19 protein-coding genes, 1 tRNA gene and 2 pseudogenes are annotated in these 20,141 nt (G+C 47.5%); 16 read left to right on the forward strand and 6 right to left on the reverse strand.

Features of this window, described 5'->3' with window-relative positions; translation table 11 throughout:
- Window positions 1–155 precede the first annotated feature (155 nt).
- The 3 genes from gpt (at window position 156) to crl (ending at window position 2,406) form a co-directional block, all read left to right on the forward strand.
- The gene (gpt, locus tag NA624_RS12185) at window positions 156–614 is read left to right on the forward strand and encodes a xanthine phosphoribosyltransferase (RefSeq protein ID WP_001292018.1); all 459 of its coding nucleotides are present in this window, start codon (window positions 156–158) and stop codon (window positions 612–614) included.
- A gap of 88 nt (window positions 615–702) precedes the next feature.
- Window positions 703–1,947: an esterase FrsA gene (gene frsA, locus NA624_RS12190; protein ID WP_439040267.1), complete on the forward strand. Its 1,245-nt coding sequence runs from the start codon at window positions 703–705 to the stop codon at window positions 1,945–1,947.
- 57 nt (window positions 1,948–2,004) lie between these two features.
- Complete coding sequence (gene crl, locus NA624_RS12195; RefSeq protein WP_000174693.1) at window positions 2,005–2,406, forward strand: sigma factor-binding protein Crl; 402 nt, start codon at window positions 2,005–2,007, stop codon at window positions 2,404–2,406.
- A gap of 50 nt (window positions 2,407–2,456) precedes the next feature.
- Here crl and phoE read toward each other — a convergent pair whose 3' ends face one another.
- Window positions 2,457–3,509 carry a phosphoporin PhoE gene (gene phoE, locus NA624_RS12200; protein ID WP_001043672.1) on the reverse strand — a complete coding sequence of 351 codons (1,053 nt, stop codon included), beginning with the start codon at window positions 3,507–3,509 and terminating at the stop codon, window positions 2,457–2,459.
- A 282-nt stretch (window positions 3,510–3,791) separates the two neighbouring features.
- Between phoE and proB the strand changes: the two genes are divergently transcribed.
- The 4 genes and pseudogenes from proB to NA624_RS12220 all read left to right on the forward strand — a co-directional run.
- Window positions 3,792–4,895, forward strand: coding sequence for a glutamate 5-kinase (gene proB, locus NA624_RS12205; RefSeq protein WP_001285275.1), 1,104 nt, complete (start codon window positions 3,792–3,794; stop codon window positions 4,893–4,895).
- Window positions 4,896–4,906: 11 nt separating this feature from the next.
- Window positions 4,907–6,157, forward strand: coding sequence for a glutamate-5-semialdehyde dehydrogenase (proA, locus tag NA624_RS12210; protein ID WP_000893216.1), 1,251 nt, complete (start codon window positions 4,907–4,909; stop codon window positions 6,155–6,157).
- Between the two features lie 115 nt (window positions 6,158–6,272).
- Window positions 6,273–6,348, forward strand: a tRNA-Thr gene (locus NA624_RS12215).
- Window positions 6,349–6,481: 133 nt separating this feature from the next.
- Window positions 6,482–6,703 (forward strand): annotated as a pseudogene (locus NA624_RS12220) (hypothetical protein); the annotation flags it as partial.
- Window positions 6,704–6,750: 47 nt separating this feature from the next.
- Here NA624_RS12220 and stbE read toward each other — a convergent pair.
- The 5 genes from stbE to NA624_RS12245 all read right to left on the reverse strand — a co-directional run bounded on the left by stbE (window position 6,751) and on the right by NA624_RS12245 (window position 12,709).
- Entirely contained in the window at window positions 6,751–7,509 is a 759-nt protein-coding gene (gene stbE / locus NA624_RS12225; RefSeq protein ID WP_001247022.1) for a fimbrial biogenesis chaperone StbE, read from the reverse strand.
- The gene (stbD, locus tag NA624_RS12230) at window positions 7,475–8,800 is read right to left on the reverse strand and encodes a fimbrial usher protein StbD (RefSeq protein ID WP_000899105.1); all 1,326 of its coding nucleotides are present in this window, start codon (window positions 8,798–8,800) and stop codon (window positions 7,475–7,477) included. Before stbD ends, stbE begins: the two co-directional genes overlap by 35 nt.
- 4 nt (window positions 8,801–8,804) lie before the next feature.
- Window positions 8,805–11,366 carry a fimbrial outer membrane usher protein gene (locus tag NA624_RS12235; protein ID WP_000075321.1) on the reverse strand — a complete coding sequence of 854 codons (2,562 nt, stop codon included), beginning with the start codon at window positions 11,364–11,366 and terminating at the stop codon, window positions 8,805–8,807.
- Window positions 11,350–12,111: a fimbrial biogenesis chaperone StbB gene (gene stbB, locus NA624_RS12240; protein WP_000781489.1), complete on the reverse strand. Its 762-nt coding sequence runs from the start codon at window positions 12,109–12,111 to the stop codon at window positions 11,350–11,352. The genes NA624_RS12235 and stbB overlap by 17 nt, the downstream gene beginning before the upstream one ends.
- Window positions 12,112–12,172: 61 nt before the next feature.
- Window positions 12,173–12,709 carry a fimbrial protein gene (locus NA624_RS12245; RefSeq protein WP_000062033.1) on the reverse strand — a complete coding sequence of 179 codons (537 nt, stop codon included), beginning with the start codon at window positions 12,707–12,709 and terminating at the stop codon, window positions 12,173–12,175.
- 663 nt (window positions 12,710–13,372) lie between these two features.
- Here NA624_RS12245 and NA624_RS12250 point away from each other — a divergent pair.
- The 9 genes and pseudogenes from NA624_RS12250 (at window position 13,373) to NA624_RS12290 (ending at window position 20,134) form a co-directional block, all read left to right on the forward strand.
- Complete coding sequence (locus NA624_RS12250; RefSeq protein ID WP_001005860.1) at window positions 13,373–14,107, forward strand: winged helix-turn-helix domain-containing protein; 735 nt, start codon at window positions 13,373–13,375, stop codon at window positions 14,105–14,107.
- Window positions 14,080–14,380 (forward strand): annotated as a pseudogene (locus NA624_RS12255) (hypothetical protein). Before NA624_RS12250 ends, NA624_RS12255 begins: the two are co-directional and overlap by 28 nt.
- Before the next feature lie 512 nt (window positions 14,381–14,892).
- Entirely contained in the window at window positions 14,893–16,467 is a 1,575-nt protein-coding gene (locus NA624_RS12260; RefSeq protein WP_000868296.1) for an EAL domain-containing protein, read from the forward strand.
- Window positions 16,468–16,566: 99 nt separating this feature from the next.
- Window positions 16,567–17,310 carry a transcriptional regulator gene (locus tag NA624_RS12265; protein ID WP_000081363.1) on the forward strand — a complete coding sequence of 248 codons (744 nt, stop codon included), beginning with the start codon at window positions 16,567–16,569 and terminating at the stop codon, window positions 17,308–17,310.
- The gene (locus NA624_RS12270; RefSeq protein ID WP_000545417.1) at window positions 17,283–17,771 is read left to right on the forward strand and encodes a hypothetical protein; all 489 of its coding nucleotides are present in this window, start codon (window positions 17,283–17,285) and stop codon (window positions 17,769–17,771) included. Before NA624_RS12265 ends, NA624_RS12270 begins: the two co-directional genes overlap by 28 nt.
- A 401-nt stretch (window positions 17,772–18,172) precedes the next feature.
- Entirely contained in the window at window positions 18,173–18,697 is a 525-nt protein-coding gene (locus tag NA624_RS12275; RefSeq protein ID WP_000830237.1) for an Ail/Lom family outer membrane beta-barrel protein, read from the forward strand.
- Between the two features lie 143 nt (window positions 18,698–18,840).
- Window positions 18,841–19,482 (forward strand): helix-turn-helix transcriptional regulator, encoded by a 642-nt coding sequence (locus NA624_RS12280; protein ID WP_000610824.1) that lies wholly within the window; start codon window positions 18,841–18,843, stop codon window positions 19,480–19,482.
- Window positions 19,483–19,492: 10 nt separating this feature from the next.
- Window positions 19,493–19,717: a membrane protein gene (locus NA624_RS12285; protein ID WP_000737124.1), complete on the forward strand. Its 225-nt coding sequence runs from the start codon at window positions 19,493–19,495 to the stop codon at window positions 19,715–19,717.
- Window positions 19,718–19,774: 57 nt separating this feature from the next.
- On the forward strand, window positions 19,775–20,134 hold the full coding sequence (locus NA624_RS12290; RefSeq protein ID WP_000722978.1) for a DUF4156 domain-containing protein: 360 nt from the start codon (window positions 19,775–19,777) through the stop codon (window positions 20,132–20,134).
- Window positions 20,135–20,141: the final 7 nt, after the last annotated feature.

Genomic DNA, 20,141 nt, shown 5'->3' on the forward strand with positions numbered 1-20,141 from the left:
ACTTTCTCCGCCTGCGGGTAGTATAAAGCATACAAAAAGAGGCGTGGATTCCGCTAAACACTGGTTTTTAGCGCGTCAGGTCTCTATAATCTCGCGCAACTATTTCCCCCTCGAACACTTTTTAAGCCGTAGATAAACAGGCTGGGACACTTCACATGAGCGAAAAATACGTCGTCACCTGGGACATGTTGCAGATTCACGCACGCAAACTGGCGAGCCGCCTCATGCCTTCAGAACAATGGAAAGGCATTATTGCCGTAAGTCGTGGCGGCCTTGTACCGGGCGCACTACTGGCGCGTGAATTGGGCATTCGTCATGTCGATACCGTATGCATCTCCAGCTACGATCACGATAACCAGCGCGAACTGAAAGTGCTGAAACGTGCAGAAGGCGACGGCGAAGGCTTTATCGTCATCGACGATCTGGTCGATACCGGCGGTACCGCCGTCGCGATTCGCGAAATGTACCCTAAAGCGCATTTCGTCACGATTTTCGCTAAACCGGCGGGCCGTCCGCTGGTTGATGATTATGTTATTGATATTCCTCAGAACACCTGGATTGAGCAGCCCTGGGATATGGGTGTGGTATTTGTACCGCCGATTTCAGGTCGTTAATCAGCAGCTTTTCAGAGCGCCCGGCAATGCCGGGCGCTGTTTTATTGGTTACAATAAGCCTCTATGAGTATCCAAGGAGGCTGCACGAATGACACAGGCTAACCTCAGCGAAACCCTGTTCAAACCCCGCTTTAAACATACTGAAACGTCTACCCTTGTCCGTCGGTTCAATCGTGGGTCGCAGCCGCCCATGCAATCCGCGCTGGACGGTAAGAACGTTCCGCACTGGTATCGCATGATAAACCGCCTGATGTGGATTTGGCGCGGCGTTGACCCACGAGAAATCCTTGATGTGCAGGCGCGCATTGTGATGAGCGACGCAGAGCGAACGGATGATGATTTATACGATACGGTCATCGGTTACCGCGGCGGCAACTGGATTTATGAGTGGGCAAAGCAGGCGATGGACTGGCAGCAGAAAGCCTGTCAGGAACAGGACGCTATGCGCAGCGGACGCTACTGGCTTCATGCCTCAACGCTCTATAACATTGCCGCCTACCCGCATTTGAAGGGCGATGAGCTGGCGGAGCAGGCGCAGGCGCTGGCGAATCGCGCCTATGAAGAGGCCGCGCAGCGGTTGCCCGGCTCGTTACGTGAAATGGAATTTGCCGTTCCTGGTGGTTCGCCTGTCACCGCGTTTTTACATATGCCGAAAGGGGATGGTCCGTTTCCGACGGTGCTCATGTGCGGCGGCCTGGACGCCATGCAAACCGACTATTACACCCTGTATGAACGCTATTTCGCGCCGCGCGGTATCGCGATGTTAACGCTTGATATGCCTTCGGTTGGATTTTCATCAAAGTGGAAATTAACCCAGGATTCCAGCTTGCTCCACCAGCATGTGTTAAAAGCGCTTCCTAATGTCCCCTGGGTAGATCATACCCGTGTTGCGGCGTTTGGTTTCCGTTTTGGCGCCAATGTTGCGGTGCGTCTGGCCTATCTGGAAGCGCCGCGTTTGAAAGCGGTGGCTTGCCTGGGGCCGGTGGTCCATGCGCTACTTAGCGATCCGCAACGACAGAGCACGGTGCCGGAGATGTATCTGGATGTGCTGGCCAGCCGTCTGGGTATGCATGATGCTTCGGATGAGGCGCTACGTGTGGAGCTCAATCGCTATTCGTTGAAAGTACAGGGGCTACTGGGCAGACGTTGTCCTACGCCAATGCTTTCCGGCTTCTGGAAAAACGATCCTTTCAGCCCGGAAGAAGAGTCTCGCTTAATTACAACATCATCTTCAGACGGTAAGCTGATAGAGATCCCTTTTAACCCGGTGTACCGCAATTTTGACCACGCGCTGCAAGAAATTACCGACTGTATTAATCATAGATTGTGTTAATAGATTGATAAATTCTATTGATTTGGTAAAACAGTTGCTTCATTAAAGGAGATCGCAATGACGTTACCGAGTGGACACCCGAAAAGTAGATTGATCAAGAAATTTACCGCGCTTGGCCCCTATATCCGGGAAGGGCAGTGCGAAGACAATCGTTTTTTTTTCGATTGCCTGGCAGTTTGCGTCAACGTGAAGCCCGCGCCAGAGAAGCGTGAATTTTGGGGCTGGTGGATGGAGCTGGAAGCACAAGAGAAACGCTTCACTTATCGTTATCAGTTTGGTTTGTTTGATAAAGAGGGCAACTGGACCGCAGTGCCGATTAACGAAACCGAAGTGGTGGAGCGACTGGAATACACGCTACGCGAGTTTCATGAAAAGCTACGCGACCTGCTGATTTCTATGGAGCTGGCGCTGGAGCCGTCTGACGATTTCAACGACGAGCCGGTAAAACTGTCGGCATAACCCTGCTGCCATGCCTGATGGCGTAGCGCCATCAGGCACAATGCGACTTATCAGAACTGGTAGGTCAACCCTATTGCCACAATATCATCGTCATTAATGCCTAACGTGTTATCGCTATCAAGCTGATTGATTTTGTAATCTACAAACGCGGACATATTTTTGTTGAAGTAATAGGTTGCGCCAACGTCAATGTAATTCACCAAATCCTCACTGCCGACGCCCTCAATATCTTTGCCTTTTGACAGCACATAGCCTAATGACGGACGCAGACCAAAATCAAACTGATACTGGATAACCGCTTCGAAATTTTGGGTTTTATTGGCAAATCCGCCGGAAACTGGCGTCATGTTGCGGGTTTCTGAATAGAAAGTCGCAATATAAATATCATTAGCGTCATACTTTACACCCGTAGCCCAGGCTTCGGCTTTATCGCCCGTACCGCGGCGCTGCAGATTTTGCTCCCTGGTGCGATCGGAGAGAGTATAAGCGCCGCTGACGGCAAAATCGCTGCCGCCGAAATCATAGCTCACGGATGTGCCGAAGCCGTCGCCGTTTTGCTTTTTCACATCGCGATTTTCGTTTTTCCCCTGATACTGTAAGGTAAGATCCAGTCCATCAACGATGCCGAAGAAATCGGTATTGCGGTAAGTCGCCAGCCCGCTGGCGCGTTTAGTCATAAAATTATCGGTCTGGGCGGAAGAGTCGCCGCCGAATTCGGGAAACATATCCGTCCAGGCCTCAACATCGTACAGCGCGCCCAGGTTACGTCCATAGTCAAAAGAACCGATATCTTTTAATTTCAGGCCAGCAAAGGCCAGGCGGGTTTTTTGCTGGGACGAATCACTTTCGGCTTTATTACCGGCAAATTCAGCTTCCCAGCGCCCGTAGCCGGTCAATTGATCGTTAATTTGCGTTTCGCCTTTAAAACCAAAACGAACGTAGCTTTGATCGCCATCTTTGCTGTCATAATCGCTCATATAGTGCATGGCTTTAACTTTTCCATACACATCAAGCTTATTACCGTTTTTATTGTAAACCTCGGCGGCGTGAACAGATGCTGATGCGATGATACTCACCACTATTGCCAGAGTGCTCTTATTCATTTCCATTCCTGTTTTAATTACGCGCTATGATTTGTCGGGAGACCCGGTAAAAAACAGGAAGGTTTTTAACGTTCGGTAATGAAAGATTTATGACAAAGTGAGAATTTTTTTAAAAAAATATGTTTAATTGTTGCGGTAATAAAATGGTCAAATTCTGCCGCTACGCTTGCTGATCCTGCGCAACAAAATTTCACGCTACGCGTACAGGTTGTTGGCAACCGGAGCCAGTCCTGCTAAAACGTTCATTTGGTCTTTATTTCTTATTTTGAACGGCAGAGAATCATGAGTGACAGCCAGACGCTGGTCGTAAAACTCGGCACCAGCGTGCTAACAGGCGGATCGCGCCGCCTGAACCGTGCCCATATCGTAGAACTTGTCCGCCAGTGTGCGCAGCTACACGCCGCGGGACATCGTATTGTTATTGTTACCTCTGGCGCGATTGCCGCCGGACGTGAACATCTCGGCTACCCGGAACTGCCGGCAACGATCGCCTCTAAACAGCTTCTGGCGGCGGTAGGGCAAAGCCGCCTGATTCAACTGTGGGAGCAGTTGTTTTCAATTTACGGTATCCATATCGGGCAGATGCTGTTGACGCGTGCGGATATGGAAGACAGAGAGCGCTTTCTGAACGCCCGCGATACGCTGCGTGCATTACTGGATAACCATATTGTGCCGGTTATCAATGAAAATGATGCCGTTGCGACAGCGGAAATTAAAGTGGGCGATAACGATAACCTCTCCGCGCTGGCTGCGATCCTGGCAGGCGCGGATAAACTGCTGCTGCTGACCGATCAGCAAGGATTATTTACCGCCGATCCGCGTAGCAATCCGCAGGCGGAGCTTATCAAAGATGTGTATGGCGTTGACGATGCGCTGCGCTCTATCGCGGGAGACAGCGTTTCCGGACTGGGGACCGGTGGTATGAGCACTAAGCTTCAGGCGGCAGACGTGGCCTGTCGCGCGGGTATTGATACGATTATTGCCTCAGGCAGTAAACCGGGCGTGATCGGCGATGTGATGGAGGGGATTTCCGTCGGCACCCGTTTTCATGCGCAAGCCTCGCCGCTGGAGAACCGCAAACGTTGGATCTTCGGGGCGCCGCCGGCAGGCGAAATTACGGTTGATGAAGGTGCGACCGCGGCAATGCTGGAACGTGGCAGTTCACTTCTGCCAAAAGGCATCAAAAGCGTGACGGGCAATTTCTCGCGGGGGGAGGTCATCAGAATTTGTAACCTGCAAGGGCGTGATATCGCTCATGGCGTCAGCCGTTATAACAGTGATGCTCTGCGGCGGATAGCCGGCCACCACTCTCAACAAATCGATGCGATTCTGGGCTATGAATATGGCCCGGTCGCTGTTCATCGTGATGACATGATTACTCGATAAGGAACAGGCATATGCTGGAACAAATGGGCATTGCTGCTAAAGCGGCGTCGTATAAGCTGGCGCTGCTCTCCAGCTGCGAAAAAAATCGCGTGCTGGAAAAAATAGCCGATGAACTGGAAGCGCAAATGGAAAGTATCCTCAGCGCGAACGTACAAGATGTTGAGCAGGCGCGAGCCAACGGCCTGAGCGAAGCGATGCTGGACCGCCTGGCGCTGACCCCTGCGCGTCTGAAAGCGATTGCTGACGATGTGCGCCAGGTCTGTAATCTCGCCGACCCGGTCGGGCAGGTGATCGACGGCGGTCTGCTGGACAGCGGGCTACGTCTGGAGCGCCGCCGCGTGCCGTTGGGCGTGGTTGGCGTTATCTATGAGGCGCGTCCGAATGTTACCGTTGATGTGGCTTCTTTGTGTCTGAAAACCGGTAATGCGGTGATTCTACGCGGTGGGAAAGAGACGCATCGCACGAATGCCGCAACCGTTCGTGTCATTCAGAAGGCACTGAAAGCTTGCGGTTTACCGGAGGCAGCGGTTCAGGCAATTGATAATCCGGATCGTTCGCTGGTCAATGAAATGCTGCGTATGGATAAGTACATCGATATGCTGATCCCGCGCGGCGGCGCAGGCTTGCATAAACTGTGCCGCGAGCAATCCACAATCCCAGTGATTACCGGCGGGATTGGCGTGTGCCATATTTTTGTCGATAGCAGCGCAGACATCGCCCCGGCGCTGAAGATTATCGTCAACGCCAAAACCCAGCGCCCGAGCACTTGTAACACGGTGGAAACCTTGCTGGTGCATCAGGACATCGCAGAACGTTTTTTGCCTGCGCTGAGCAAGCAGATGGCGGAGAGTGGCGTGACGCTGCATGGGGATGAAACCGTCATACAGGCACTGCATGGTCCTGCCAAACTGGTGCCGCTGAAACCGGAAGAGCTGGATAACGAGTTTCTGTCTCTGGATCTGAACGTTGTGGTGGTCGAAAATATGGATGGCGCTATCGCCCACATTCGCGAACATGGTACTCAGCACTCCGATGCGATTTTGACGTGTGATATGCATAATGCTGCGCGTTTCGTGAACGAAGTGGATTCCGCTGCGGTTTATGTCAACGCCTCTACCCGTTTTACCGATGGCGGGCAGTTTGGGCTTGGCGCAGAAGTGGCGGTCAGCACGCAGAAATTACATGCCCGCGGTCCGATGGGGCTTGAAGCGCTTACCACCTATAAGTGGATCGGCTTTGGCGATGGTACGATTCGTGCGTAATTAATGTCGAGCGGTGCAAAAATAGCCGGTTGAGTAGCAAGGCTATTGACGCACCGCCCGGTTAGTTTTAACCTTCTATCCCGTGATTCACCCGCGTGAACACACCCTTCTCAGGGCCGATATAGCTCAGTTGGTAGAGCAGCGCATTCGTAATGCGAAGGTCGTAGGTTCGACTCCTATTATCGGCACCATCTCAATCAAGTAGTTACAAACTTTTCTTTCATAACAATCTTCTCATTTTCTTTCTCGCGTACTTGTTTTGCATGGTATAGATGTCTATGAGGACGTCAGTCCGGAAAGCATTCGTTCTGCATGGTATGCCTTTCGTTATTCTCAGGGGCTGCTAAGCCTGTGACAACGGGCATCGAAAATAATTTTCGCGGTTATATGATGCGTAATAATAATACGTTCTACACATTAATTGAGTCAGATAATGAAAACGTATGGGATATGTCTGTTGAGGAGAAGGGAACTCAACAGAACAAAGATGCCGTGCAAAAAGAAAAATATCAGCTTAATGCTATTTTTGACAATGGTACATGCTGAATTCTGGCTTGTCTCAGGGATACGACCGTATCCCTGAATATTTCCCATCAAAACTCAGGAATAAAATCACTCTTACTAATATATTTTTCCAGTATGGCGGTATATTGTCGCCAGTTCCCGGAGTCATTGATTACTGCATAATTTATCGATGCTCCCGGCGTTGGCGAGCGTGTTAGCGGCACATCAAGTGCTGTTTTCGGCGCAACCATGATATCGCCGATACTTTTCTTGTCATCCGTCGTTAGCGTTAAACTCATATACCACGAGGTGGGGTTAACTATCCGTATAGTATTCTCTTTAGCAATAAAACGTAATTTTTTCTCCTCCGCTTCCGTTGGCGCTTTTAGCCCGGTCGGGCGAATTAAAATTTTTAGCCGCAAACGAAGCGGTAATACCAGTTTTCGCGGGTTGTTTTTAATGTCATGGGGGAGTGGCGGTATCTGATAAATGTTTAGCCAGAAGAGACTCTCCCGGTCCGTTGCAAGCTGCTGGCGGGAACTCAGGAGCAGGCGAAGCGTTCTCAGTTCTCCTGGCTGCATTTTAAATACCGGCGGCAGCGCCACCAGCGGCGTTTTGCTGTTATCCGGAGAGGCGTCAATGTTTCCTGCGTCGGTCCATACCTGTAACAGCATCGGCGTTGTATTATCGTTGGATAATGTCAACGATTGAGCGATATCATCTGAAGCAAAAATAATTCGGGTTCTGTCAATATTAACGGCGGCTTGTGCCGGGCCATACCATCCCGTCAACCCAAGTAGCGTTAATATGACTTTACTGAAAACTAACCACTGCCTGTAATTGCGCATTCACGCTTCCTGCCGTTACTGTTTGTCCGCCGATCGCCTCAAGCGAGGCAGTAAAATCACCGCTATAGGTTTCTACTGAACCGGATGATACCCGTGTGGTTAAATCTTTATAGCCATACCAGCCTCGGGCGTTGCCAGTGCCTGTCTTGATCCGATCGGGTAACAGGTTAATCGGCGTACCGGCATCGTTATAGATGCGGATACCCACTCCGGAGGCTACGCCAGGTTCGCCATAATGGGTGTCCAGTAGCCACGACAGACCACCTGCGGATGTGGTTAGCCCCAGGCGACGCGCCGCCGCCACGGCGGTGGGTTGATTAACGACAAACCCCATTGCGACATTAGCGGCGCTGGTGGACGGGAGGGCACTGGACACAGCGCCGGACTCACATTCCAGGCTGACGTGGAAAGGCGCCTGGCTATTGCCTCCGGCGGCTAATATGCCGACGGCGACAGGGGGAATTTTCACGATCGCAGGATAATCTGTGATTTTACATAACGCGCCGCGAACATAGGTGACGCTATTATATGTACTCCATGCCCCGGGCCAATAGCCGGGCCAGCCATAATAATCGCTGGCATGATCCAGTCCCGCTTTGATCCGCTCGGTAATCAAGCCTGGGCCTTTAAAGGCGATATAACCCCGAGGCTGCGTCCAGGTATCTCGGTCCATTGGATTCTGGTAGGCAAAATATTTTCTTGAGTCAATTTTAAACATCTCATATAGCACGTTGCTAAACGCGCTGGCAGGAATATAAATATATTTGTCATCCTGAAACCAACTGTCTGCGGTAAGTTGGCGTTCTTTCCAGAAGCGGCTGTAATATTCGCCGGTACTGAGGTTTGTCATACGGACAGCAACATTACGCTCCACATCATAATAAGCGCCTTCTACTTCGGGAGTAAAAAATGCCCCCGCAAAAGCGCTATCGCCATTTGTCGAATACATCTCATAGAGCTTCCCGGCATCGGCGGAATCGCAGCGGTAAAGTACCTGCTTACTGGAATAGGGCGTTCCGGTGGCGGCCGTCAGGAAGTTACCGATCCCACTGGCCAATAGTGTGCCGGAGGGTTGAAATGTTTCACTATTACTGATGCTAATCACCGTTGGCAAACCGATATTACCGGTATTCGTGTCAGTTGCGCCGATCCAGTTTTGCGCCGTGTAGCCCGCTTTTATCGCCGCGTCAGAGAGCGCGCTCTTATTGGTGACTTTGATACATGACGACCATGTTCCGGCGCTGACGAACAGGCTGGTGATAAACAATAGCGTTCGGAAACTAAAAAGCATTGTGCTATTCCTTCTCGCAGATTTTGTTCAGATAGAGAAACGGTTCTTTGGTGTGAAGATCGAGTTGGTAGGCAACCCGGCAACGCTGGTTTGCCCCTGTTCCCCAGCGCACCAGTAGAGAACCCGACGGATGGGCGATACGGGCATAAATCTGCCCACTCTGGCCGACCATGCCGATGTTTGTGCCTTCACCGTTGAAAACATCAGCGCCCATTGGCGGTATGCCGCCATCCGGCATCTTCACGGAGATCAGCACCGCTTTGCCGCTGATAGTGGCGAAATTGACACGCGCGATGGCGCCAGCATAGGGCACAATCTGCTGACTTCCTCCCGTCAGTTCGGCATCGCTGCGCATCTTACGGGTATCGAGCGTAACGTTATTGACGCGGTAAGGAGATAACGAAGGCAGAATGGCGTAACCAAAGCGATCAACCACAGCGCCCTGGCCATTTTGTACGATCGCGCCCTGCGCGCCATCGGCATGAATAAGCGCAAAGGTATCGCTGGTATAGGGGCCAGCCGTCAGACCTCCAGAGTGAAGTACCAGGGTGCCGGACGCGCCCAGCCCTTCCTGACGATAGTTATCACCCTGGTCATAGTTGGCGCGAAGTGCGCCAAACCGGGTGTTCTGTTGTAGATTACCGCCAAACGTCGTTGGCGCGCTGCTATCGCTATTACTATTGCGATAACGCTCGTAGCCGCCATAAACCGACCATGACAGGTCGCTGTTTTCACCGCTACTGCCGGTCATGGATATGGTTGAGGAACGGCTTTGACTGGACTGGTTATAATTCATGGCGACAGACGTTCTGTTTTCGCCCCAATCCAGCGGTATAGAGACATTAAACGACATTGTGGTTTCGGTATATTTTTGTCGGCTACTCACGTCCAGTGGTTCGTTAACGCCGTGATAAAAGCGATCGTAATCCCAGGTGGTGCGCTGTCGTGCGATATTCACCCCGTAGCTTATATTCCGCCACTGGTTGCTATACCCCATTTGTAGCTGTGTTATACGCGATTGGTTATTGTAGTAGTCTGCGGTGCTGGCGCTGAGGTTAAGCGTGCCAAGCCGTCCTAACGGCTGGCTTACCGTCGCGGACAGGCGATTGCGCTGATGCAGCGTGTCGGAGTAGTAATCAATCCCCGTTTTTGCTTCCCGGCGTACGCCGAGCACGTCCTGAAGATCGCGAAAGCCGTTGGTTGAATAACGATAAGCCGCCAGTACCAGGTTAGTGCCGGTGGTAAACGTTTTGCTGTAACTGAGTTCCGCGCGCCAGCCTTGCTGGCGATCATTATGCTCTGCGCGCGCATTCGACCAGGTGGCGTTAAGGCCGAACGCGCCCATATCGGTGGCCCAGACACCGCCCGCCAGCCATGCCTGGTAACGCTGCGCAATTCGTGAACCGAGGTTGAGGGTAATGGTGTTATTAACGCCGTGCTGGAACGTTCCCTCAAAGAAACGATTTTCAATATCGTAGTACTGACGAACCCTGCCGAAGGCCAGCGAATAGTGCCAGTTACCGGGGCGAACCGAATCCGGCACGGAAGAATAAGGCACGGTGAAACGTGAGGTTTTACCGCTGGCCTCGATAACCTCTACCTCCAGATCGCCTTGATAACGGGTGTTGTACAGATCGTCAATATAAAATGGGCCCGGCGGAACGTTGGTTTCATAAATCACTTTCCCCAGTTGTTTTACTACCACGTGCGCGCTACTGGCCGCTACGCCCCGAACTTCCGGCGCATAACCGCGTTTGCCCTGCGGGCGCATCCGCTCGTCGGTGACAAGTTTAGCTCCGTTAAAAGACAGACTGCCGAATAAGCTGGAGTCCGTATAGCTATCGCCCAGCGACAGAATACTGTTAATAGACGCGACAGGTCTTTGCACCCAGGTTCGAACGCTATTATAGCGCCAGGCGCTTCCGCTCTGGTTGCTATTGGCATAGCGCAGATTACTTTGATGACGGACCTGCCAAAGTCCGAGGTTAACGCCCATGTTTAAACCGCTCCATAAGTATTGGTAGCGATAATGGCTGTCGGTATTTTCGGTGTGGGTCCAGTTTGTGTTATGGCGTAAAAACAGCGCCAGCGCGCCGCTATCCCACTCTGAAGGGGAGATATAACCGCGCGGTTTGTGCGTAAGTTCGGTCATTGGAATCGTCAGCAACAGGCGAAGCGTGGCGCTATCAAATTGCCAACCGGCATGAGGTACCCACTCCCTGAGCGGGCGACACTCGGTCGCAGCGTCGGTCGCGGGAAGTGATTTTATCTGTGCCGCTTTCATCACCGATAAGGGCAGGCAGGGTTCCGTCTGTTGACCCTCTTTTACAGCATCAAATCGAATATTAGTGCTCGCTGTTACCAGCGTGCCATTAACGTAAACGTCGGCAAGATAGTCTCCGGAAGGCGTTTGCTGTTCATTAAAACGGGCAATATTTTGTCCGTAAGTGGCCCCCTGAAGTAGCGCAGGATCAAAATAATACTCTTCACCCTGCGCGGAGCCTGAGCAAACTATGGCGATCAATAGCGCAAGGCTTTTGCGGTTCAAATTAATGGTGGGGGACATCGTAGCTCTCGCTTATCCTTGCGCCCAGGTCGTTAACCAAAGTAACGGTGACTGTACCGGAGAAGGATTTGAGTGACCGTTTGCCCGGCAGCCACCAGGTTTGACTGGAAAAAGGGGCAATCATGTCAGCATCCAGGTTATACGAAGCGCCGTTCACTTTTACATTCAGGTTACTTAAAGAGGCAAACCAGGGCTGCGGATTAACAATAACAATACCGCTTTTTCCGGAACCCTTATTTACCGTTTTAATCTGTAGTTTTTTCGCCAGATTATCAGGTTTACCTAGCCCGTCAGGACGATAGAAAAGTTTTATTCTTGAGCGCAGCATCACCAACATTTTATTTTGCCCGCCGTCGCTGCCAATATTCGTTGGTGGTACCTGTAATACGTTAAACCAGAATACTGACTCACGATCCTGCGGCAATTTTTTCGTGTTGTTATAAATTACGCGTACAACCTGGCCTGCTTTGGGTTGAATACGAAATACCGGCGGCGTGGCAATGAACGGCATCGCGCTACTATTTTCCGGGCTGGTATTCATATCGCCATCGTCAAACCAGGTTTGTACGATATAAGGTATTGCATCATTATTTTTTAACTGCACATCTACGGAGGAGGCTGTTGATGGGTAAATTATTCGGCTACCCAAAATAGTAACGCTCGCCCACGATGCTGTGGCGGGTAGGGCCAGCAATAGAAAAACTATTAAGTAATATAATGCGGAATGTCGGGTATCCATTTTCATCTCAACAACTCCCTGGCGATTGAAAATGGTCTGGCGTTTCAACGCCAGACCGTAGCGACAATTATTTATACGAAACGGCGTATTGAAGGGTGGCAGCGACTGTCCCAGCCTCTGCTTTCCCGGTAGAGTAATACCGCGCGGTATAAGTCGCGCTCGCTTCAGAAGCATTTGGTTCCAGCTGTAGGTCGCCGTCGCCAGTAAAGCCGCCGGTCAGATTGATTGGCTCCCCTGAAGTGTCGAGTAATTGGACTTCAACATTTTTCGCGCTGCCAGTATTACCCAGGTTACCGTTACTGGTGACCTGATTACCGACAAAGACAGTGGAAATTTTTGTTGTTTTGTCCTTAGAGCCGGTACACCCGGACAGCCCAATATCAAACGTTATTGGCCCCGCAGTTTTCCCTTGTTCTGATAAATCTTTAGTACTTACTGTTGGTAATAACACGACGGGTTTAGCCTGATTACCATTAATCACGACAGAGCATGTTTCATCAGAGACTTCCCCTTGAAAGGTGATGGTGTTATCAGAAACAGCCATCGCGCTGCTGGAGACAAGAAGTGAGCCTGTGATCATTGCTAAATACTTTTTCATAGACATATGATAATGTTCCTGTATTAATCTTTACTTTTTCAGGACGAGTGCAATTCGCCCGAATGTTTCGTGCTTATGGAGGAGTGGTAAAAATAACGATCATTAACTCTATTTTTGGATGTGAGCTATACCCTCCTGACTATTGATAATGCGATATAAAACAAACAGACTTATTTCTCTTATCATGAAATAGAGCGATAAGCGCTTTCGTCCATACATCTCATTAGTACAACTGATAGTGTTATCATTTGATTGAGTGTAATCCGATAACAATTCTCTCCGCGTCTGAATAGATAGACTATGTTGCAATACAAACCTGCACATTTTTGCTATGTAAAATCCGCATCAGTTAAACCTCCCGATGGATAATACGATGGTGAGATTAAGGTAAATTTTCTGAAATGTGCTTCTGAAACAGTATAATTAGTCTTACTTTTTTCTTACTTTTGGCCTTTCAGAAGTTTCCTGAGTTTGCGTTAAGGTAAAGAAAAGTGTTCAGATTTACCTATAACTGTTTGATTTGTAATGTGCGGGTAATACTTGTGTCAATTATTGTTTACTATAAGTGAGACTTATAAGTTAAACTCAGGTTAATTAGGGGGCTGAATTCTTTTTTGAGCATGATAATATGTCGTCTGAATGATGGATGCAGTTACCTTTAGGATTGTCATGAATGAAAGCATATTTTTACTTGATAAGCGTGTTGTATTTGATAGTACGAAGATGACCTTATCGCATGGTAATGAGATAATCAGAATATCAGAAGCTGAGACCCATTTGCTTCTTGCTTTTTGGCATGGTCTTTACAAAAAAGAAGATATTATTCATTTTGTTTGGGAAAATCGTGGAGGCTGCGTCTCAGAATCAAGTTACTATAAACTCATTAATCAAATGAGAAATGATTTTAGTAGCATCGGTCTACAGCCATCTGATATCGTAACTCGCCCTCGGGTGGGGGTGTCGCTGTCTGTTGCCATTGAACCTATAAAAAAAATCACCTCCCTAAAGGTGAGTGATGAAAACGTTAAGGGCACCCCGACTCGGGAGAAAATATTTTACAAAATTAAACGTCACAGCGTATTTGTGGTATTAACAGGAGCCATTCTTCTGGCATTGCTCTATGGTGTATTTACTATATATAAAGCGCCTGTTCGTAACAGCTCTGATAGTTTTTTTACATATCTTGGCGAATATAACGATTATGCAATCTATAAAACAAAAGAGGATAAGGTCACATTAAGTGAAGTAGTTTTTGCTTTTAACTCTCTAAAAATTAAAATTTACCGGCAAAATGGACGCCATCTTTATTATATCAGGGAGCCTAACATGAATATTTTTCTGCAATGTTTAAATCCTGTTGAAATGGCGGTGCCAAAATGTATTACAGTAAAAGAACGTTACTGATTATATTTGTAATATTTATCGCCATTGTCGCAATCGGATCGGTAATAGCGCTTGAGTGGGTAAATCGTGACTCTTATAGAACCAATAATCTTATATGCACGACAAAATCAGAAGCGTATATTGCGCCACGAAAATTGTACATGGATGGTGGACTTGTGCTGGATCTTAAATCCGGCAGGATTACCCTACACTACGATGTTACTACCGATACGAAAGAAAAACGGCTTTTTTTTCGTGACATCTGCATCAGCAAACTGCGCAGAACGGGTATGAAAACATTTACTTTTAAAGTTAATTCAGTTAAGACTTTTGAGTCTGATACTGCTGGCGATTTGTTTTCCTGGTTGAGACTGTTACAGCCTGGTACGATTAATGAGTTAAAGATGGTAAAAATTGGGAAAAATACCTACATGTTTTCGCTTAATCGGCATTTGTATAATGTGTGTACCACCAGTAGTAACGTTGAGTTGTAGCCAATAATCCCTGTATTGATGGGAATTCGTTCCATGATGGTTACGCCTCATCAGGCAGCGAACCTGGTATCAGGCTAACATATTGAATGCGTCTGTATTTTAGATATCTGCTATCGCTTATTTTAACGATAGTATCCTGCACCTGTTGGGTATTGATATTTTCTTGTCTATTTTCGGCACAGGGAGTGCTATCTTGCTATCATTAAGAACGTATAACCTATCTCTCAATATTGCTTTTCTATATTAATGTTACTTTAGTTATCCTATAAAAGCGTACAGTGGCAAAAGGAAGGCCGGTAAGAGGGCAATGATTTGAAAGTAAGAAAGCTATTTCTGATGTTGTTTATTGCCGTTCCACTGATCGTAATGATATTGGTGGGGTTACTCGCGGGTATCTTCCAGCTAAAACGAGATATCGCCGTCAGCGCCAATACGCTGCTGCGGTTTAGCGCGGATATATCTGCCGCCTCCTGGCAAGTCGCCGGAAAAGCCGCCAGACTGGCTGAGAGTTCCTGCACTGACACGCTGAAAGAACTGTCCAGAACGCGGGCCTTCACTCCTTATGTCCGTGACATTGGGTTTCTGGAAAATGGTGATATCACTTGCTCCTTTGTCACAGGAACCGAACGCTATCATTTTTCCCGGCTGGCAGGGCTTTCTTTACCTGCTTCTTATCCGAAACGGTGGTTGCGATCTATCGGTAGTATGGCCGAAGGACCCAATCGCCTTGTTGTGGTTTATGTGAAAAAAGTAGCAGCGAATAAAGCGGCCTTCGTCATTGTGGACTCGCAGTATGTCCAGGAGCTCATGGAGATATTGGCTGCAGAGAGAGCATCAGCCTTTAGCCTGACATTCGGCGCAGGGGAGGCGATTACCAGCGCTGCGACGTTGCGCGGTAAGGCGTTTTTAACGCAGCGGTTCACCTCAACCGATCACACTATCCAGCTGATGGTGCGAACCCCTTTCTCAACGTTATCGGCATACTGGTTACAAAACCTTTTTATTTTTGTTCCGCTGTCATTGTGTCTTTCTGTAGGGATGATGTTGTTCTACAGGCGCTGGTATTTAAAACGTTTATCTCTGGCCCGGGAGATTGCCAGGGGAATAACGCACAATGAGTTTACGGTACATTATCAGCCTGTTTTTAATGTTAAACACGGTAGTTGCGGCGGCGTGGAGGCGCTAATGCGCTGGCCGCAACCGGATGGCCGTTTTATAACCCCGGATATTTTTATTACCGCCGCAGAAAATGAAGGCATGATTATTCCACTCTCTCGTCATCTGTTCGAACTGATTGCTCATGACGTAATAAACTGGACTGTACCGGATGATTTCTATATCAGCGTAAATATATCGCCTGCGCATCTTATGGATGACGGTTTTATACAAGATATAGAGGCGCTCAGGACTCGTTTGGGAACGATAACGCTTATGTTGGAGCTCACCGAGCGTAGCCTGATTGTAGAACCTTCACAGGTCGCAGAAAAACTTTCAACGCTCCGTGAAAAAGGCGTGTTAATAGCGATTGATGATTTTGGGACCGGCTATTGCTCACTCTCCTATCTCCAGCAATTACCTGTAGACTCTCTTAAAATAGACAGAACGTTTATCGATACCATTGATACCAGCAGCGATGATGTTCCTGTCCTGGATACTATCATTACGCTGAGTCAGCGACTGGGGCTTAATGTGGTTGCCGAAGGGGTCAGTACCCAGCACCAATTGCGTTACATCTTAAGCCACGGGGTAGGATTCGTTCAGGGATTTCTTTATGCCAGGCCGATGGGGGCTAATGACTTTATGAGCTGGCTTGGCAAGTCGGCCCAGAGGCAAAATGGTTTACTCAAGGGGGAAAACGGATCCGCGAGCGGCCTGGTGGCTGAATAATACAGGAGCTCGCTACGGAAAAAAATTCAATAGCGCGATATATCCTGGTAATATGTTTATGCCGTGAAGAAACGTGATAGCACTGGGGCGGATATTTTTATGAGTCAGAACAATTATCTGATTGACAAAAGAGTTATTCTTGATTGTGAACGAATGACGCTTTCCTGCGCCGGAGAGTCGATAACGATATCTGAATCGGAACGCAGTTTGCTTATCGCTTTTCATGAAGGCCTTTTTAAAAAAGATGATTTAATTAACTATGTCTGGGGGCGCAAAGGTGTCGTGGTCTCTGATGCCAGTTATTACAAACTGATTAACCAGCTACGAGGATCATTTGATAAAATTGGTCTTAAGGGGGCGTCTGTTGTGACTCGTCCCCGCGTGGGTGTTTTACTCTCAGTTTCCATTGAACCGTTGAGTGATGAGGCGCAAAATACGCCGTTGCCTGCTGTTGCTGAAACAGAATTATCGACGGTTGAAGTGCGACACGATGACACTATTATTACCCCAATACCGGGCGCTGTGAATAAAAAAGATTGGCTCTACTTTTGCCTGGCCGCGCTTCTGATGTTTTTTATGATGTATAAAGTTAAGGGTGAAAATATTGATTACTTTACCCTCCAGGGTTCGTATGATGGATACACTTTTTATAGTGTCGGGCATGATAAAACCCATCTGACGGATATCGTTGAAGCGTACTCTGAGATGAGTAATGAAATACATAAACAAAACGGCAAAATCATTTATTACATTCGCGTTCCTAATACAAATATTTTTGTCCAGTGTCTTAACCAACTTGATATAGCGGAGCCGAAATGCATTTCCATAAAAGAACGTTATTAAGCGTGGCGACGCTTGGTATGTTGGCTGTTTCAGTCGTACTGATGGTAGTTTGGGTACGAAACAGTAACCATAGTTCTATTAATACTAATGAATTTTTATGTACGACAAGAACGGTAACGACGATACAGCCTAAAGATATCCATGCCGATGGCAGTCTTGTTCTTGATTTTAAGATGAAGAGAATTACGCTTCAATATGAAATAAAAACAAAAGATAACGGTATAAAAATATTATACCGGGACGTGTATATGAAAAATTTACATCGAACAGCGCCTGGTGTTTATACGTTCGAAGTATCCCAGGTAAAAGTCTTTGCCACGGACACGGCTGGCGATCTGTTATCATATTTACGGGTTCTGCATCCGGACGCGGCTAATGAGATTCGAATATCTAAAGTGGGTGAGAAAACCTTTTTTTATTCTCTTAATCGGCAGCTTTATAACGTTTGTACCGCGCAGTAGATCTGAATGTTGTCTGAATGCGTCAGAAAGCGAGTTGCGAAATTGCCCTCCGCAAGGGTAAAGGTTAACTTGAATGTTAATTAAAATGTATATAAAACAGTTAGTTATGAATTTTTGACTCTTCGGGAAGGTGACTGATACTCGCTGATAACCTCTCGCAGTCCGCCTGACGGATGTGATGCCAGGATCGGGTCTGAAGCAACTATGAATCCGCCATTAATAAAAAAGTAAGAACTCTGTAAGACTGATTTCATATCCATTATCGAATATATCAGGTTATATTACCTCCGCAGTTGGCATGACTGGTAATAAGCGCATTAGGTGCTCTTAATCTAAATGCTATTTGTGTGCCATAAGTTCCGGTACCGCCTTAATTATATATCAAAAATGGAGTGGTTTTAATGAAAAGACGGTCTTCGTTCCTTGTTTTTTTAGGTTTATTATTAGCGTCACCTTTAGCTTTGGCTAACGATCAGCACACCGTATCGTTTGGTTATGCACAAACTCATCTCAGTTCATTGAAAAATAGCGATAGCAAAGATCTGCGAGGCTTTAATTTTAAATATCGTTACGAGTTTAATGAGACCTGGGGGATGTTAGGCTCATTCACCGCGACGCGCAATGAAATGGAGAACTACACCTGGAAAGAGGGGAAGTTGCATAAAAATGGTTCCGATTCTGTGGACTATGGTTCTTTGATGTTTGGACCAACATATCGTTTTAATGACTATGTGAGCCTGTACGGCAATGCGGGTATAGCGACGATGAAATTTAATAAACACTCAAAAGAAGACTCCTTTGCCTACGGCGCTGGCGTAATATTTAATCCAGTTAAGAGTATATCTATCGATGCATCATGGGAAGCCAGTCGTTTCTTCGCTGTGGATACCAATACATTTGGTGTCAGCGTAGGTTATCGCTTCTGATATTAAAAGTATAAGCGTTACGTTTATGGCAAGGAATTAAAAATAATATGGCGCTGCTACAGAATAGGGATGGTTATGATCGCTCAGGTAATCTTAAGAGGAAGATAAAACACTCACCGTAGCGTTATTCTATTGATGAAATTATGATAAATTCACTATCGGAACAACTTCCGTTAAAAACGATAGGTATAGTTTTAACGGATGATTATTATACTTATTTAGGCATCGCTTCACTCTTTGAGGATGGGAAGTGCTTTATGTTCCCACTCAATGGAGAATATAATTCGTGTCAGATATCAGCTAGCGAAGATATCATAATTATTATTGATGGACGAGTTTTGATTCAGGGGGTCTGGAAAGGTTTTAAGGCGCTCATGCAGCATTATCCACATGCTCGTCGAATCTGGCTCACGCGCAGAGATATTGGAAAACTTTATCCACATGGCTGCGATAGAGATCCTGATATCGATCCCGATTTGGCAAAGCCTGTTTTTATTGAGCATTTCATTAAATACGCTTGTGCAAACGATGTAGCGGTCGGTGAACTTGCGCCGTTGACAAAAAAGGAGGAGGAGTTGTTATGGCACTTTTTATATAAAAAGTCGATGAGTCAGATCGCCAGTAGCTATGGCATGAGTCGTAAGACTTTGTACATTCATAGATTGCGTATCTGTCGTAAATATGGCTTCAAACGCTTTTTCCATTTGCTATTTATTTACCAAAGAAGTCGCCATATCTTCGCATCTAAAATTTGCCGTGTAGACAAAAACGCCGATCAGGCTTGAAGCAAACAAGATGAAAAAGTTAACGATGAGAGAGTGTGAAAGCATCAATCCTACTTTGCTGCTTGCCATTAAGATACTTATCTCGGCGCTTGACGAAAAAACAAAAATAAGGCTCAGAGAGCATATTGAAAAAACTGAACAAGAAATAGCCTCAAGCATACATGATAGCATCATGACAGAGACTTTTCTTCAGCAAATGAAAGACATTCGTTACATCTTAAATATAGTTCCTTGACGGCGTTCAGAAGCAAGAACGCGTTATTATTTAATGATTAATAGACCAGGTATTAGTATGAAAAAGATCTTAGTATGTTTCGTCGGCTTGGCTTTAACCGCATGTAGTGCTAATTCGTTGAATTATGGCGCTGAACAGGTACGGGTGATGACCAGCGAGCCAGGTAAGGAATGCAGCTACTTAGGAGATATCACGGGCAGCCAGGGGAATTTCTTTACCGGTGGCTGGACTTCCAACAGTAACCTGGAAACGGGTGCCCGTAACGATCTGAAAAACAAAGCTTATAAAATGGGCGGCAATACGGTAGTCCTGTTAACCCAGCGTGCAGGCCAGACAGGAAGTTCATGGCACGGTTCGGGCTCAAGCAAACAAACGAATGTCACGTTAAGCGGGAACGTTTATCGTTGCCCTCGTTAACCTTATT

The sequence above is a fragment of the Salmonella sp. NW38 genome (genome assembly GCF_051807745.1).
Classification (GTDB): Bacteria; Pseudomonadota; Gammaproteobacteria; order Enterobacterales; family Enterobacteriaceae; genus Salmonella; species Salmonella enterica.